Genomic DNA, 14,745 nt, shown 5'->3' with positions numbered 1-14,745 from the left:
AGACGGACACGGAATACACATGCGCCCTCACCCCCTGCGGAATTTCGGCGTAACTTATCCCTAGAAAATTCAGGAAAATCAGGAATTTTTATTTTTTTCTTGCCGAAACAGCAAATATGGTTTAGAATAGAGAAGAACAGTTAAAGGACGTGAGCGTAATGGGCGATATTCATAATACACAATTTTTTGGTTCAGTACAGGAAAACAAGCTGGATGTAAGCCAGGTTCTGGAGCAGGTCTATATTGCCCTTTCAGAGAAAGGGTATAATCCGGTCAACCAGATCGTGGGTTATATCATGTCTGGAGATCCTACTTATATAACCAGTCATAAGAACGCCAGAAGTCTCATCATGAAGGTAGAACGGGATGAGATCCTGGAGGAGCTTATGAGGGTCTATATCGATACGATGCTTAAGTAATTTTACGTGGTAAAGAGAATCTGTAATTTGACTGTCAGATGAAGGAATAAACGGACTCTGGCAGTTGTTTTTTCGTGTTGAAAAAATACCGGTTTTATTTCCAGCGGCGGCGGTCAGAGAGACATGCGGGCTTTTATTTCCGCAGGCAATGAGTCAGGCGGACATGCCCGCATGTCTGTCCGGCGGCCGTGAGGGCCAGGGATTCTGCCGTCAGCGGCGGGAGGTTTGACAAATATGGAGAAAATAAATATGAGAATAATGGGCCTTGACTACGGTTCCAAGACTGTTGGCGTCGCTGTATCCGATTCCCTTGGCATTACTGCCCAGGCGGTGGAGACGATTACGAGAGAAGACGAGAACAAATTAAGAAAGACTTGCGCCCGAATTGAGGAATTGATTCGGGAATATGAGATTGAAACCATTGTTTTGGGTTATCCTAAGAATATGAACAATACTCTGGGAGACCGTGCAGAGAAAACAGAGAGCTTTAAAGCCATGCTGGAGCGCAGGACCGGACTGCCGGTGGTACTCTGGGATGAGAGGCTTACAACCGTTCAGTCGGAACGGATTTTACAGGAGAGCGGAGTCAGACGGGAAAACCGGAAGGCGGTCATCGACAAAGTGGCGGCTGGATTGATTCTGCAGGGCTATTTGGACAGTCTGCCAGGCGGCACGACCAGAGGAGAATGACGAACCATGAGCAACGAAGAAAAGAAAATAACATTGGTGACAGATGACGGCGGAGCCGTAGATTTTTACGTTCTGGAAGAGACCAGAATTAATGGAATGAGTTATCTGCTGGTGACAGATGCGGCGGATGATGACGAAGAGGGAGAATGTTACATTCTGAAGGACTTATCAGAGAGCGACGATGCGGATGCTCTTTACGAGTTCGTAGAGGATGATAACGAGATAGATTATTTATTTAAAATATTTTCCGAACTGCTGGAAGACGCGGACGTGGATATTGAAAAGTGATGAAGAATATGGAACAGGAAGTTTTTAAAGACATGCTTCGTAAAAAGGGACTCAAAGTGACAAATCAGCGCATGCTGGTACTGGAAATCATGGCGGAGCGCCCGGGTGAACATTTAACGGCGGAGGACATCTATGACCTCGCGAAAAAGAAATGCCCGGAGATCGGACTGGCCACGATATACAGGACCGTGCAGGTACTGGTGGATCTGTCGGTAATCGATAAGGTGAGCTTTGACGACGGTTTTGCCCGCTATGAATTAGGGGGCCTTGAAAGTGAGTCCAGACATCACCATCATCACGCAATATGCAGCCGCTGCGGCAGAGTATTTTCATTTGAAGGAGACCTCCTTGATACGCTGGAGCAGGCCATTTCCGATACCATGGGATTTAAGGTGACGGATCATGAGGTAAAGCTCTACGGGTACTGCAGGGATTGTCAGAAAATCATGGAAGAAGAACAGGACGGAAAATAATAGAAAGATGGAGGTAACAGATTGAAGAAACAGGACAGTAATGCAAAAATTAAGATCATTCCCCTTGGTGGAATGGAACAGATTGGTATGAATATTACCGCGTTTGAATACGAGGACAGCATTATCGTAGTGGACTGCGGACTTGCTTTCCCCAGCGACGACATGCTGGGCATCGACTTAGTCATTCCGGATGTAACATATTTAAAACAGAACATCGACAAGGTGAAGGGATTTGTGATCACCCACGGCCACGAGGACCATATCGGAGCCCTGCCGTACATTTTAAAAGAGGTCAACGTGCCGGTCTACGGTACGAAGCTGACCATTGCACTGATCGAGAATAAGTTAAAAGAGCACAATTTATTAAAGAATACGAAGAGGAAAGTAATCAAGCACGGACAGTCCATCAACCTTGGATGCTTCCGTATTGAATTTATAAAGACAAACCACAGTATCGCAGACGCTTCCGCACTGGCCATCTATTCACCGGCGGGCGTGATTCTGCACACCGGCGACTTTAAGATCGACTATACGCCGGTCTTCGGCGAACCGGCCGATTTAGAGCGTTTCGCAGAGCTGGGCAAGAAGGGCGTTCTGGCCCTGATGTGCGACAGCACCAACGCCATCCGCCCGGGATTTACCCCATCGGAAAAGACGGTGGGAAAGACATTTGACAATATCTTTGCAGATCATAAATTTAACCGTATCATCGTTGCCTCTTTTGCCTCCAATGTGGACCGGGTGCAGCAGGTGATCAACTCAGCGGCCAAGTACGGACGCAAGGTCGTGGTAGAGGGACGAAGCATGGTGAACGTCATCGGAACAGCCAGCGAACTGGGCTATATCGACATCCCGGAGGGAACCTTAATTGATATCGACCAGCTGAAGAATTATCCGGATGAGCAGACCGTGCTCATCACCACAGGAAGCCAGGGAGAATCCATGGCGGCCCTTTCCCGTATGGCGGGAAGCACCCACAAAAAGGTATCGATTAAACCGACTGATGTGATAGTGCTCAGCTCCACTCCGATTCCGGGCAATGAGAAGGCGGTGTCCAAGGTTATCAACGAACTGGCCATGAAGGGCGCCGAAGTAATCAATCAGGATACCCACGTATCCGGCCATGCGTGTCAGGAAGAGATCAAGCTGATCTACGCTCTGGTGCGTCCGAAATACGCGATCCCGGTTCATGGAGAGTACCGCCATTTAATGGCTCAGAAGAATCTGGTACAGGCTATGGGCATTCCGAAGGACAACATCGTTATCATGTCATCAGGAGACGTGGTGGAACTGGGACAGGAGTCCTGGGGCATCGTGGATCACGTTTCAGCAGGCGGAATCCTGGTAGACGGACTGGGCGTCGGCGACGTCGGCAATATCGTGCTGCGTGACAGACAGAATCTGGCTCAGAACGGAATCATCATCGTCGTGCTGACGCTGGAGAAATACAGCAATCAGCTGCTGGCAGGCCCGGACATCGTGTCCAGAGGCTTCGTCTATGTGAGAGAATCCGAGGATCTGATGGAGGACGCAAGAGCGGTCGTGAATGACGCTGTGCTGGACTGCCTCGACCGCCATGTCAACGACTGGGGCAAGATCAAGAATATTATCCGCGACAGCTTAAGCGATTTCTTATGGAAACGGATGAAGCGGAATCCGATGATTCTGCCGATTATTATGGAAGTATAGGATAAGCATCAAAGAATCAGGACTTTCGTGTTGAAAGGGATGACAGTATGAGCCGTGCTACAAAAGAGATCAACAGAATAACGGGAGCCATCATCGGGATATCCGGAAGGCTGATTGTCTGCGCATTGGTCGTGCTGCTTCTTTACGAAGGCGTGACAAAGGGCTATGAATTCGGCCATGAAATTTTTTACGCCACGTCTGTGGAAGCCGCGCCGGGAAGAGACAGGAGTATCACCGTGGAGGAGGGAACCTCCATCACGGATGCAGCGAAGCTCCTTAAGTCGTACGGGCTGATTGCGAATGAATATTCATTTGTCATACAGGCCATCTTCTTCGACTACGAAGTGAACCCCGGGACGTACACTGTGAACACCTCTATGACCTCCAGGGAGATTCTTCAGATGATGAACGAAAATACCGGAGAAGAGGAAGAGAAGGAATGACAGGGAACGACAGAGTCACGGACTACATTAATTCGCTGGAGAGAAGCCGGGGAACGCTCCTTTCGGAGATTGCGTCAAAGGCCCGGAAGGAACGGGTGCCGGTCATCCGCGAGGAGACCGCCTCATTCCTGATTTCTCTGGTGGCGGCGAAGCGGCCGGCGGCTATCCTGGAGGTTGGCACCGCAGTGGGCTACTCGACGCTTTTAATGGCGGGGGCCATGCCGGAGAACTGCCGCATAACAACGATTGAAAAATATGAAAAACGGATACCAGAAGCCCTGGAAAACTTCGAGAGAGCGGGGGAGAGTGAACGAATCACTCTGCTCCCCGGCGATGCCGGAGAGATCCTTAAGAAACTTACCGGTCCCTATGATTTTATATTCATGGACGCGGCGAAGGGCCAGTATCTTGTATGGCTTCCCGAAATCATGAGACTCATGGTTCCGGGAAGTATGCTTGTCTCGGACAATGTGCTGCAGGATGGCGATATCATCGAATCGCGCTATGCGGTGGAACGGCGCAACAGGACGATCCATGCGCGCATGCGGGAATATTTATACGAATTGAAACATACGGACAGCCTGGCCACGTCGATCATACCCATCGGGGACGGCGTTGCATTAAGCGTTTTTAGAGAAAGAGATGTAAAAAGATGAGAAAGACAGAACTGCTTATTCCGGCTGGAAGTCTCGAGGTGCTGAAGACCGCCGTGATTTACGGTGCGGATGCGGTCTATATCGGCGGTGAGGCCTTCGGTCTGAGAGCGAAAGCAAAGAATTTTACGAATGAAGAGATCAAAGAGGGAATCGCCTTTGCCCATGAACACGGTGTAAAGGTCTATATAACGGCCAATATTCTGGCTCACAACGATGATTTAGCGGGTGTGGAGGCGTATTTCGGAGAACTGAAGGAGATCGGTCCGGATGCGCTGATTATCTCAGATCCGGGAGTATTCGCCATTGCCAGGCGGGTGATACCCGATATGGAGATCCATATCAGCACCCAGGCTAATAATACGAACTACGGAACGTACCGTTTTTGGTATGATCTGGGGGCAAAGCGCGTGGTAACGGCGCGTGAGCTTTCTTTAAAGGAGATTAAGGAGATCAGAGACCACATTCCGGAGGATATGGAGATCGAGAGCTTCATTCACGGAGCCATGTGCATCTCCTACTCAGGGCGGTGTCTTCTGAGCAATTTTATGACGGGACGGGACGCCAACCAGGGGGCCTGTACCCATCCCTGCCGCTGGAAGTATTCCATCGTCGAGGAGAAGCGTCCGGGTGAGTACATGCCGGTTTATGAGAATGAGCGGGGCACGTTTATCTTTAACTCCAAGGATTTATGTATGGTCGATCACATACCGGAGATGATCGATGCCGGGATCGACAGCTTTAAGATCGAAGGGCGTATGAAGACGGCGCTCTATGTGGCGACAGTGGCAAGGGCTTACCGAAGGGCCATCGATGATTACCAGAAGGACCCGAAGCTTTATGAGGCGAATTTAGACTGGTATCGGGAAGAGATCGCCAAGTGTGTCAACCGGGAGTTTACCACAGGCTTCTATTTCGGAAAGCCGGACGCATCGTCCCAGATATACGAGAACAGCACGTATGTGAAGGATTACACGTATTTGGGAACGGTTGCTTCGGTGGATGACCGGGGCTATGCGAGAATCGAACAGAAGAATAAGTTTTCGGTGGGGGAAACCATCGAGGTGATGAAGCCGGACGGAACGAACAGCGAGGTAGTCGTCAAAGCGATTTACGCGGAAGACGGAGCCCCGCAGGAGAGCGCACCCCATGCGCGCCAGATGGTTGATGTGGATCTGGGGATTGCGATGGATCCGTATGATATACTCCGGCGTTGTGAGGTTGGAGGGGAATAGTCAGAAGCGGACAAAGCAATGGCAAAAGCGTATCAGTAAGATGTGACGCTTTTGCCATTTTTGCTGTCCAAGAAAGCGCATAAACCTGCTATATACTCTTAGACCTGCTTCCACAACACAAGAGAAACTTCAAATTCATCTTTATCAGGAGTCAGATAGAACTGGCCCCCGTTTGCCTCTGCCATGCTGCGGACACTGGAGAGGCCGATTCCGGCTCCTTCGTGTTTGGTAGAGTAAATCCGGTCTTCAAGGACGGTAAATTCTCCATTCCAGTGGTTTTTCACGGTGATCAGCAGGTTGCCCTTTGCAATCTTTGCGTATATTTTTACGGAGCGGAGCTCCTGGGGCAGCTTTTCAGAGGCTTCGAAGGCATTTTCCAGGAGATTGCCAAGCAGAACTCCGAGGTTCCAGGCTTCCAGCTTTAATTCCGCCGGGAGAGAAACATGAATGGAAAGTGGTATCTGCTTCTGTAATGCGCGCTGCCGGTAGTAGGTGAGAACCGCGTTAGCTGCGTGGTTATCGCAGAGAACCGGCCATTCGGTCTGCTCAGAACTGTTCTCGTAGCCTTCCAGATAGTCCTCCAGCGCATCATACTGCTTCTGGTTGGTAAGTTCCTTGATTGCCGTGATATGGTGGCGCAGGTCATGCCGCATCTTACGTGTCTCTTCTATGCTTTTTGACAGGATCCGATAGTTTTCTTCCTGGAGGGCGAACTGTCCCTTCATCAGCCGCATATTCTCAGCGAGTGCGGTACGTTCCGCATAGGCTCGGATCGTATCAAACCAGAGTCCGCCGGCCAGGAGAAGGATAAAGAGGAATCCTGCATTTTCTGTCTGCCATCCAAAACGCACTGGCTCAAAGACCGGAGCGGCCGCCTGAAGCAGAAGGGCGACGGCGATTGTACAGAGACCCGCCAGGAGCAGGCTTCGCATGGTCTCCGTCTGTTCTCTGTTAAAGAATGCAGTGGTAATGAGCCAGCTGAAAAGAACGAGTTTGAAGCCGTCCAAGAAGACTGAGTAGAGCAGCATAGCAGTTAAGCTTCCATTTAACAGCAGAGCGGGAACCACAAGAGAAGCCAGAGCTGCAGCTGCGCAGACGAAAACGGCAAATCGTTGTGGCCTGCCTTTGATACCGCAGAGACTGCAGTGCAGCGCACAGATTGCGGTAAGAAACAGGTAAAAGCTTAAATCCTCCAGATAATAGGTCCAGTATCCGGCGCCAAATAAATGAAAGAGCGGATACATGACATGCATGGTGAAGAACAGGCATACAAGAGAAAACAGTATCATGCGTCTCCGTTCCCCGCCGGTTTTGATGCCAATGAAAAGATACATGATTCCGATGGTCAGTGATGCAATGACCATAATACACGTGCGCAGAAATCGGAGGGAAATTAAATCGGATACTGCATCTGTTGATCCGAACGCCGGAGGATAGACCATGCCGCTGTAATAGTGACGTGTATCCGCGGCCTGTACGACCAGCTCTGCTTTTCCAGCCGCGGAGAAGGTAATCATACCTGTGCGGATGGAGGGGGACGGATTGACGGAGGTTACATCACCTAAGATGCTGACAGGCCGGCCATTTACCCAGATTCGTGAGGCGGAATAGATTTCAGGCAGTTCCAGCGCATATTCGTTTACTTCCGGAGGAAGCAGGATGGTCAGCCGATACGTGGCGCAGCCATGAGGATTGCCGTTTTGATCACCGGCTTCAAAACCTCCGTACTGTCCCAGATAGATAAAATGAGGCTTCTGCCCGTTAAATTCGCCGGGGGCAATCAGCTTTTGCGGATAGATTTCCCAGCCATAGGTCAGAACAGATAATGGCTGCCTGTCTGACCGCAGATCAAGAATCCCCTGCTCCCCCTGTATTCCGGGAAAATGGTATTTGTTGTCATACCGGTATTGCAGGAAAAACAGAAGGATCGTGCATAGTACGACGAGCAGAAGCAGGCAGAGCCGCTTAAGGTAAATGTTTTTCTTCATAAACTGCACATGGAGACTCGTGCCTTTAGACATGAGAGGAATTGTGCCCCTCCTGACTCTTTCGCAAGCTCCTTCTCCTTTTTGTTTTTTAACTTCTCGAACATTTGTTTGGTTTTTTGCTTCTGATTGTGGTAAAATATATTCAGTCCATAATCTATTATGAGGTATAAAATCTATGAAATCTATTACTATTACTATTACTATTACTATTACTGCTAAAGTTAAACTATACCCTACATCAGAGCAGATGATTATTTTGAATAAGACACTGTCCGTTATCCGGGATGTGCTGAACTTTGTCTCCGCATTCGTTTTTGGACAGGAAGGCATCCGCTATCTCGAATTAAACCATGCCTTATACTACCCGGTCAGACAACAGTTTGGACTCCGCTCTCAGATGACACAGAGTGTATTTAAGACCGTCCTTGCAAAATATAAATCCATGAAAAGCAATGGACACCCCTTTTCGAAAGTATCTTTTCGAAACTTCGAGTATGATCTGGTCTGGAACCGGGATTACTCCATATCGTATCAGTCCGTCAGCTTAAAACCCCTTTCCGGCAGATTACATATCCCCTTTGAATCGAAAGGGATGGAACACTGGTTTTGTTCCGGAGGACGCTTTGGCACTGCCAAACTGATTCGAAAAAACAGGAAATATTATCTGCATATACCGGTCACCCTGGAAGTTGAGAACAGGAATATCTTAAACCATATCGTTGGAATTGATCTCGGCGTGAACCATTTGGCAGTTTCCTTTGATGATGAAGGGAACACCAGATTCTTTCCCGGCCGCGCAATCAAGGAAAAACGTGCAAAAGCCCTTGCCCTGCGCAAGCGCCTGCAGACATGTGGAACAAAATCAGCAAAGCGTAAGCTTAAAAAGCTCCGTGAGAAAGAAAACCGTTACGTAACTGCGGTAAATCACGCGGTTACGAAGGCACTTATCTCACAGTATGGAGCAGGTACGCTTTTTATTATAGAAGATTTAACCGGGATTCGTACTGTCACGGAGCACGTCCGTTTCAAATCCAGATACGTAATAGTCTCCTGGGCGTTTTACCAGTTCCGAGAGATGCTGGAATACAAAGCAGCGCTGTCGTATTCAGAAGTCCTTGCGATAGACCCGAAGTACACCAGCCAGAGCTGTCCGGTCTGCGGTAATACAACAAAGGCTAACCGTAACAGAAAGAAGCATGAATTTTGCTGCACTGTCTGTGGTTACCGGAGTAATGACGACCGTACCGGAGCCATAAACATTTACCGTAAAGGATGTAACACTCTGTTCGCAGAGGCCTGTTAGGCAGAACCGAAGCAGGCGGGCTGCCGTCAATCAGCCTATTGTAGCCAATGTTTGAGGTAGGAGACATGAATCACATGTCGTACTACGTGTAGTTGAGTTACAAGCCCGTGCCTGGGCCTGCCCCGCTTTATCGGGCATTAGACATGGGTAATTGACGATTATCTTTTCCTTATCATTCGCAGGCCTGCGAATGCACCGCCTGAGACTGCCGCGATTCCCACGAGCAGACGCAGAGGGAGAAAGAGAGAACGCGGTGACGCGGTATGAATTTCATCTGTTTTGTCAGGAACCGTCTCTTTCACCGTGTTAGCCGGGGCATTAGCCGGTATATCGGAGACGGATTCAGTAGGATCAGACACGTTCTCCGACTGGGAAACTGGTGCTGGGGGCTTGAGTACGGCAGTTTGGTATGGATTGTCGTCATGTTTGTTTGGAACAGTGAAGATGGTGCCGGATTCTGAAGTATTATCTTTTCCGCCCCCGGATTTGGAGGCATTCCTTTCGGTAGTTTTCGTGGGTGGAACCGTCGGTGTTCCGTTAGGTGGATCAGGCGGTGTATTCGTGGGTGGAATCGTTGGTGCTTCAGTGGAAGGAGCAGCCGATGTATTCGTGGGTGGAACCGTCGGTGTTCCGTTGGGAGGAGCAGTCGGTGTATTCGTGGGAGGAGCAGTCGGTGCTTCCGTGGGTGGAATTGTCGGTGCTTCCGTGGGAGGAACCGTCGGTGCTTCCGTCGTCGGCTCTGTTGGATTGGAATCAGGTCTATCCCCCTCATCGTTCTTGTCAAACAATCCTTCCGGTGGTTTCTCAAACCGCTTTCCGCCGCCGCGGTCACCTCCAATATCGGTAGAGTATTCAAACCGCCCTGTTGCCGCATTGCGGGTAACCGTTACGTAAGCAGAGTAGCGCTCCAGATCGGAAGCCTCCGCCTGCTCAATTTGAAAGGAATAGCCCATATGATCCAAGGAGACGGACAAAGAATCGTTACGAAGCGCCGTGCTGCTGTTGTCTGTAATGTCATACCAATTTTCGCCCCAGTCGGTGGAACACCAGACAGTCAGACTGGTAAGATCGTCAAATGTCAGAGGGATTGTGTCTTTCTCAGTCACGGAGAAGAAATTCAGCTTCACCTGATTCTTTCCCTCGGGAGTATCTTCCGATGGGGATAAAACAAAATCACAGTTTTCCGAATAAATCGAAATCGTCAGCGTAAGTTCAGGCATGGATTCAAACTTCAGAAGATAACCGTACTCCTCTTTTATTTCGTCAGAGAACTCTCCATGTATGATCGTATCGCCTTTCCGATTCCAATCAACGGCGTCCAGCTCATCCTGATTCCATTCCACCGGAATCAATTTTTTTGCTTTCCACAGGCCGTTTGGTTTGTCCCCATAGAAAACCGAGATTGTATTATAAAAGCCCCAGGCGATATCTTCCTGGCAGCCGATGGCAGCCCGGGCGATGAGCGGCAGGGGATCGTAAACATAAGGGTTGCCAATCCGGTAATCCAGAATCTGGTAAGGACCGTTTTCGATGGGATCGTCCTCCCAGTTACTGTTTCCCCAGTCCGCTCCGCCCATTTCGCCGTCAGACGGAATGATGGAGACGGTTTCAATCAGTCCGTCGCCTCCGATATCGGCCTTCACAATGTCGGAATGGTATGACAAAACACCGCCAAGGCGAAGGTCCGTGACCTGGAATAAGCTGTCTTCCTCCACACCGGAAATCGTAAGATGGTCTTCCTCCGCCCATACCCGGATGTCTCTGGTAATATTGCGCCAGTTTGTTCCGCCGTCACGGCTTTCGTAAAGCTCATAGTTTAAATCTGATATGGTATAGGGATGTCCATTCATGACATAGGAGAGCGTCAGGATATTCCCGTCTGTTTCAGGAGTAAAGCTCAGCGTGCCTCCCTGGTCTACTTTGATGATAAACGAAAGGAGCGGCGCATGATCCCAGTCGACCGGAACTTCACAGGAAGCGGTATCCAGAATGCCCGTTACCCTGTATTCTCCCTCACTGTTAAAATCCACGCCAGACAGGTCCCAATCTACAGCCAGCCAGAGTGGATCATAAAGAAAACCGTCAGGCCCCTCTAAGTATACGTCGATACAGATTGGAAGCTGTTCTGCATCAGGATTAAATTCAGCCCCCATTTTGACAAGCATCGGCTGAGATAAGCACCAAAAATCATAGGAAGAGACGGTGTAGAGGATGTCGTCTGATTCTGCGGGTGATTCCGCTCCCTTTCCGTCTCCCCGGTCTGGGGCGGAGGCCGCGTTACCTGGAGTGGCCCGATTCTGGTCAGTACTGTCTCCGGTTTCCGTTTCCGTCCCTTTCTCTGTATCTGATGCGGTTTCTGTATCTGAGGAGGCGTTGCCTGTATCTGAGGAGGCGTTGCCTGGAGTAGCCGGATTACCGTTTACTGTAGTATGTTTGACTTCAGCCGAGTTGGCGAGAGCACTTACAAAAGTTCCCGCCATGGCGGAGAACAGTACGGTGGCGGTCATTACGGTGTATACTGCAAAACGATGCTTTCTCATGTTTTATCCCCTGTTATAGTAACGGTCAGGTAACGGCCGTATTCTCTCTCAAATGTTTTTTCACAGGTCCGGCTTAAGGGGACCTTATCACCTGAACTTAAGTACAGATCATTTCCATTCCTTTTTGTAATGTAATCCATGTTTACCAGATAACTGCGGTGGGTGCGCAGAAAACGGCTGTCAGAGAGCTGATGCATCACTGCATCCAGTGTGGAGCGGAGCGTGATGTCGGAATCAGCATGAATCACGGTTTGATTCCGGAATACTTCTACAAATCGGATTTCTCTGAGGGGGAGGCGAATTTCTTTCCCTCCCGCAGAAAAGAAGACAAATTTAGATGAAGCTGTCAGCACTTGGTGACACCGGTCCAGAGCCATTTTCACCCGGTCATAGGTGACCGGTTTTACCAGGTAATGCGCGGCATCGACCTCGTAGCTTCTGGCGTAATGGTCGGTACTGACAGTGACGAAGATAATAGCGCAGTCATTACCATTTGCCCTCAGAATTTCTGCTAAATCCATGCCGGACAGAGGAGACATATAGATATCCAGAAATAGTATTTTGATATCCGGATCCTGACTGGCCGCTTCCAAAAGCCTCTCACTTTTACTAAATTCTAAAATTGTATAATCGAAAAGATTATCAAGAGCATATTGATTGATGAATTTGCGCAATTGATTGAGAACAGGCTGCTCATCGTCACATATTGCTATTTTCATACAAAAATCCCCTCTCTGTTTCCACATATTACAGTCTATTTAATCATAGTAGCAGGATTGCCGCAAGATAAAAATTACCAATTGTCCCTTTTTCACGCCAATTATCCCATTTTTATTTCTAAAAAAGTAATTTGGATCTATTTTTAAAGAAATATTATAAAAATATGTTTAAAACAAGTATATAAAATATGTTTTAAACGATAAAACAAAGGAATTTGATAAGACCTGAAAACGGACAGGTATGGAGGGGCAGCTATGCAGGTGGCAATTTGCGATGATGATGTGACAGACCGCGTAAAGGTCGGGGAGTTGCTGGCACAAAAGATGAGGAAACGGGGAGAACCGTTGGAGATCACCTATTTTGACTGTGGAGAGGATTTGGTGGATCAGTTTGAGAGCGGAGAAAGGCGTTACGACCTGATATTTTTGGATATTTATATGAAATTTATGAATGGTATGGAGGCGGCACGGCAGATTCGGCGCTGGGACCAGCGGGTTGCACTTATATTTCTCACAGCCAGCCGGGAGTTTGCCGTTGAGGGGTATTCTGTCGGTGCCAGCGGCTATCTGCTCAAACCGGTCGAGCAGGAAACGTTTGAGGAAGCCCTCAACCGGTTCTTTGCAGAACGGTATCCCAGGCTGCGTAGGAGCCTTCTGGTGGTCAACGGAAGCGCAGGCAGACGAATTGCCTATGATGATATCATGTATATTGAAAGCCGGAGGATGAATGTACGGATAGTGTGCTGCCATGGTACAGAGCATTCAATACGGAAGAAACTGGATGAAGTGCAGGAAGAACTGTCCGGCTGCCGGTTTTTAAGATGCAACAGGAGTTATATAGTCAACATGGATTACATTACTGATGCCGATGAAGATTTTACGATGGAAAACGGGGACAGGATTCCGATTAAGGTGAGGGAGAAGAAGCAGATTAGAAAGCGGTATTTTGACTATATGATGAAAAATTGAAAAGGATTTTTCTGTTAATGGAGCCTGGAGCTACAGGCTCCATTGAGTTAAAAGAGGGCTGTGACATAACTATGGAAATGGTCGGAGGAATCTATGCAGCCATCCGTAAATAAAAGAAGGACTGAATCTGATGAGAAGTATTTTGTCGGGTTCGGTCCTTTTACTTTTCTGGTCTCTTACAATCAATTCTTTTTGCAGGAAGCCGAACATGAAACTGCTTTTTCTTGTAGAAAATCTTCGGTTATGGTATACTATGAGCACTTAGTGAGGTATTACACGAACTTAGCGGGTTCTGAACTCTGATGAAGCGGAGGTTTCAATCATGACATGGATTTTATGGCTTTTGGCGGCTGCCTGTGTCATATACTATGTAGTTATCGTCATTTATTCGGGTTTTACCACTTCATTTTCCTTTATCTGGATGGTATTTGCAGCAGCCTGTCTGCTGCTGGCGCTGGGCTGGGAATACTATATGAAGCATAAGGACCGGGTGCCGCTCTGGCTGCCCGTGTCGGTTATCACAGTCTGCTGTACGGGGATTCTGGTGTTTTCCATGGTGGAGATTCTGATCTTTACCGGTGTGGCCAGCCGGGATACGTCGCATCTCGACTATCTTATCGTGCTGGGAGCCAGAGTAAAAGAAGACGGGCTCAGCAGATCGTTAAAGAGCCGTCTCGATAAAGCGATTGATTATCTGGAGGAGAATCCGGGAACCGTGCTCGTACTCTCCGGCGGGCAGGGCGAGGATGAGCCGGTCAGCGAAGCGGCTGCGATGCGGGATTATCTCCTGTTTAACGGTGTGAACGAGCGTCAGATGATTCTGGAGTCGCGTTCCTTCAGTACGGTGGAGAATATTGCCTACAGCAGAGTCGCGATCGAGGAAGATCAGTTGAGGAGAAAAGCACGTCATGCCAGGTCAGACATCTCAATGGATCCGGGAACCTATGAGGTGATCGAGGATAAGCCATTGAAGATTGGCGTACTGACCAGTGATTTCCACGTATTCCGCGCCGAACAGATTGCAAAGAAATGGGGCATTCCGGATATCTATGGAATTTCCTGTGAATCCGACCCGGTTCTGCTGGTGCATTTCTGTGTCCGGGAATGTGCGGCGATATTAAAAGACAAACTGGTAGGCAACATGTAATTATGGAAAAAAGAACAGAAGAGTATGGAATTTGTACCGGGCGGAAGCACCGGCTGCCGCAGGCGGGGATATTTCCCCGCTGTTTTGCTACAGTTAAGGGGTGCACACCGCCCGTCATTTTATACGATATGGATGGAAAATTCTGGTAATATGTCTGCAGAACGCCATATTTCCATTCTGTTGTAGAAC

General features: G+C 48.8%; 15 protein-coding genes. 12 read left to right on the top strand and 3 right to left on the bottom strand.

All coding sequences use genetic code 11. The annotated features are described in order from the left end of the window. The first annotated feature begins 158 nt into the window (after nucleotides 1–158). The 8 genes from M1L66_RS24870 (at nucleotide 159) to M1L66_RS24835 (ending at nucleotide 5,890) form a co-directional block, all read left to right on the top strand. Nucleotides 159–419, top strand: a complete 261-nt coding sequence (locus tag M1L66_RS24870) for an IreB family regulatory phosphoprotein (RefSeq protein WP_002602485.1) — start codon at nucleotides 159–161, stop codon at nucleotides 417–419. Between the two features lie 249 nt (nucleotides 420–668). Continuing rightward, nucleotides 669–1,109: a Holliday junction resolvase RuvX gene (gene ruvX / locus M1L66_RS24865; protein ID WP_029466884.1), complete on the top strand. Its 441-nt coding sequence runs from the start codon at nucleotides 669–671 to the stop codon at nucleotides 1,107–1,109. 6 nt (nucleotides 1,110–1,115) lie between these two features. Further along, a complete protein-coding gene (locus M1L66_RS24860; protein ID WP_025530574.1) occupies nucleotides 1,116–1,397 on the top strand; it encodes a DUF1292 domain-containing protein in 282 nt (93 codons plus the stop codon). Between the two features lie 8 nt (nucleotides 1,398–1,405). Next, entirely contained in the window at nucleotides 1,406–1,870 is a 465-nt protein-coding gene (locus tag M1L66_RS24855) for a Fur family transcriptional regulator (RefSeq protein WP_187023176.1), read from the top strand. 72 nt (nucleotides 1,871–1,942) lie between these two features. Next, nucleotides 1,943–3,559 carry a ribonuclease J gene (locus tag M1L66_RS24850; protein WP_432764198.1) on the top strand — a complete coding sequence of 539 codons (1,617 nt, stop codon included), beginning with the start codon at nucleotides 1,943–1,945 and terminating at the stop codon, nucleotides 3,557–3,559. A 47-nt stretch (nucleotides 3,560–3,606) separates the two neighbouring features. After that, complete coding sequence (locus M1L66_RS24845; protein ID WP_187023178.1) at nucleotides 3,607–4,002, top strand: endolytic transglycosylase MltG; 396 nt, start codon at nucleotides 3,607–3,609, stop codon at nucleotides 4,000–4,002. Continuing rightward, nucleotides 3,999–4,658 (top strand): O-methyltransferase, encoded by a 660-nt coding sequence (locus M1L66_RS24840; RefSeq protein ID WP_187023179.1) that lies wholly within the window; start codon nucleotides 3,999–4,001, stop codon nucleotides 4,656–4,658. Before M1L66_RS24845 ends, M1L66_RS24840 begins: the two co-directional genes overlap by 4 nt. Next, complete coding sequence (locus M1L66_RS24835) at nucleotides 4,655–5,890, top strand: peptidase U32 family protein (RefSeq protein WP_434688703.1); 1,236 nt, start codon at nucleotides 4,655–4,657, stop codon at nucleotides 5,888–5,890. The genes M1L66_RS24840 and M1L66_RS24835 overlap by 4 nt, the downstream gene beginning before the upstream one ends. Before the next feature lie 98 nt (nucleotides 5,891–5,988). On the opposite strand, the gene M1L66_RS24830 is transcribed toward M1L66_RS24835, so the two are convergent. After that, a complete protein-coding gene (locus M1L66_RS24830; protein ID WP_434688702.1) occupies nucleotides 5,989–7,878 on the bottom strand; it encodes a sensor histidine kinase in 1,890 nt (629 codons plus the stop codon). 247 nt (nucleotides 7,879–8,125) lie between these two features. Here M1L66_RS24830 and M1L66_RS24825 point away from each other — a divergent pair, with 247 nt between their 5' ends. Continuing rightward, on the top strand, nucleotides 8,126–9,181 hold the full coding sequence (locus tag M1L66_RS24825) for an RNA-guided endonuclease TnpB family protein (RefSeq protein WP_434694321.1): 1,056 nt from the start codon (nucleotides 8,126–8,128) through the stop codon (nucleotides 9,179–9,181). 158 nt (nucleotides 9,182–9,339) lie between these two features. Here M1L66_RS24825 and M1L66_RS24820 read toward each other — a convergent pair whose 3' ends face one another. Together M1L66_RS24820 and M1L66_RS24815 are read right to left on the bottom strand one after the other, a co-directional pair. Further along, complete coding sequence (locus tag M1L66_RS24820) at nucleotides 9,340–11,721, bottom strand: hypothetical protein (RefSeq protein WP_434688701.1); 2,382 nt, start codon at nucleotides 11,719–11,721, stop codon at nucleotides 9,340–9,342. Continuing rightward, nucleotides 11,718–12,440 carry a LytR/AlgR family response regulator transcription factor gene (locus M1L66_RS24815; RefSeq protein WP_434688700.1) on the bottom strand — a complete coding sequence of 241 codons (723 nt, stop codon included), beginning with the start codon at nucleotides 12,438–12,440 and terminating at the stop codon, nucleotides 11,718–11,720. Before M1L66_RS24815 ends, M1L66_RS24820 begins: the two co-directional genes overlap by 4 nt. 255 nt (nucleotides 12,441–12,695) lie before the next feature. On the opposite strand from M1L66_RS24815, the gene M1L66_RS24810 reads away from it, so the two are divergent. From M1L66_RS24810 to M1L66_RS24800, 3 genes are all read left to right on the top strand, one after another. Then, the gene (locus M1L66_RS24810) at nucleotides 12,696–13,409 is read left to right on the top strand and encodes a LytR/AlgR family response regulator transcription factor (RefSeq protein ID WP_434688699.1); all 714 of its coding nucleotides are present in this window, start codon (nucleotides 12,696–12,698) and stop codon (nucleotides 13,407–13,409) included. A gap of 322 nt (nucleotides 13,410–13,731) precedes the next feature. Further along, nucleotides 13,732–14,556 (top strand): YdcF family protein, encoded by an 825-nt coding sequence (locus M1L66_RS24805; RefSeq protein WP_187024013.1) that lies wholly within the window; start codon nucleotides 13,732–13,734, stop codon nucleotides 14,554–14,556. 2 nt (nucleotides 14,557–14,558) lie between these two features. Beyond that, on the top strand, nucleotides 14,559–14,705 hold the full coding sequence (locus tag M1L66_RS24800) for a hypothetical protein (protein ID WP_434688698.1): 147 nt from the start codon (nucleotides 14,559–14,561) through the stop codon (nucleotides 14,703–14,705). Nucleotides 14,706–14,745 lie beyond the last annotated feature (40 nt).

Source organism: Hungatella sp. SB206 (assembly GCF_051132295.1).
Classification (GTDB): Bacteria; Bacillota; Clostridia; order Lachnospirales; family Lachnospiraceae; genus Hungatella; species Hungatella effluvii.
Note: the sequence above shows the minus strand (reverse complement) of the source record. Positions and strands in the feature narration are given on the sequence as shown.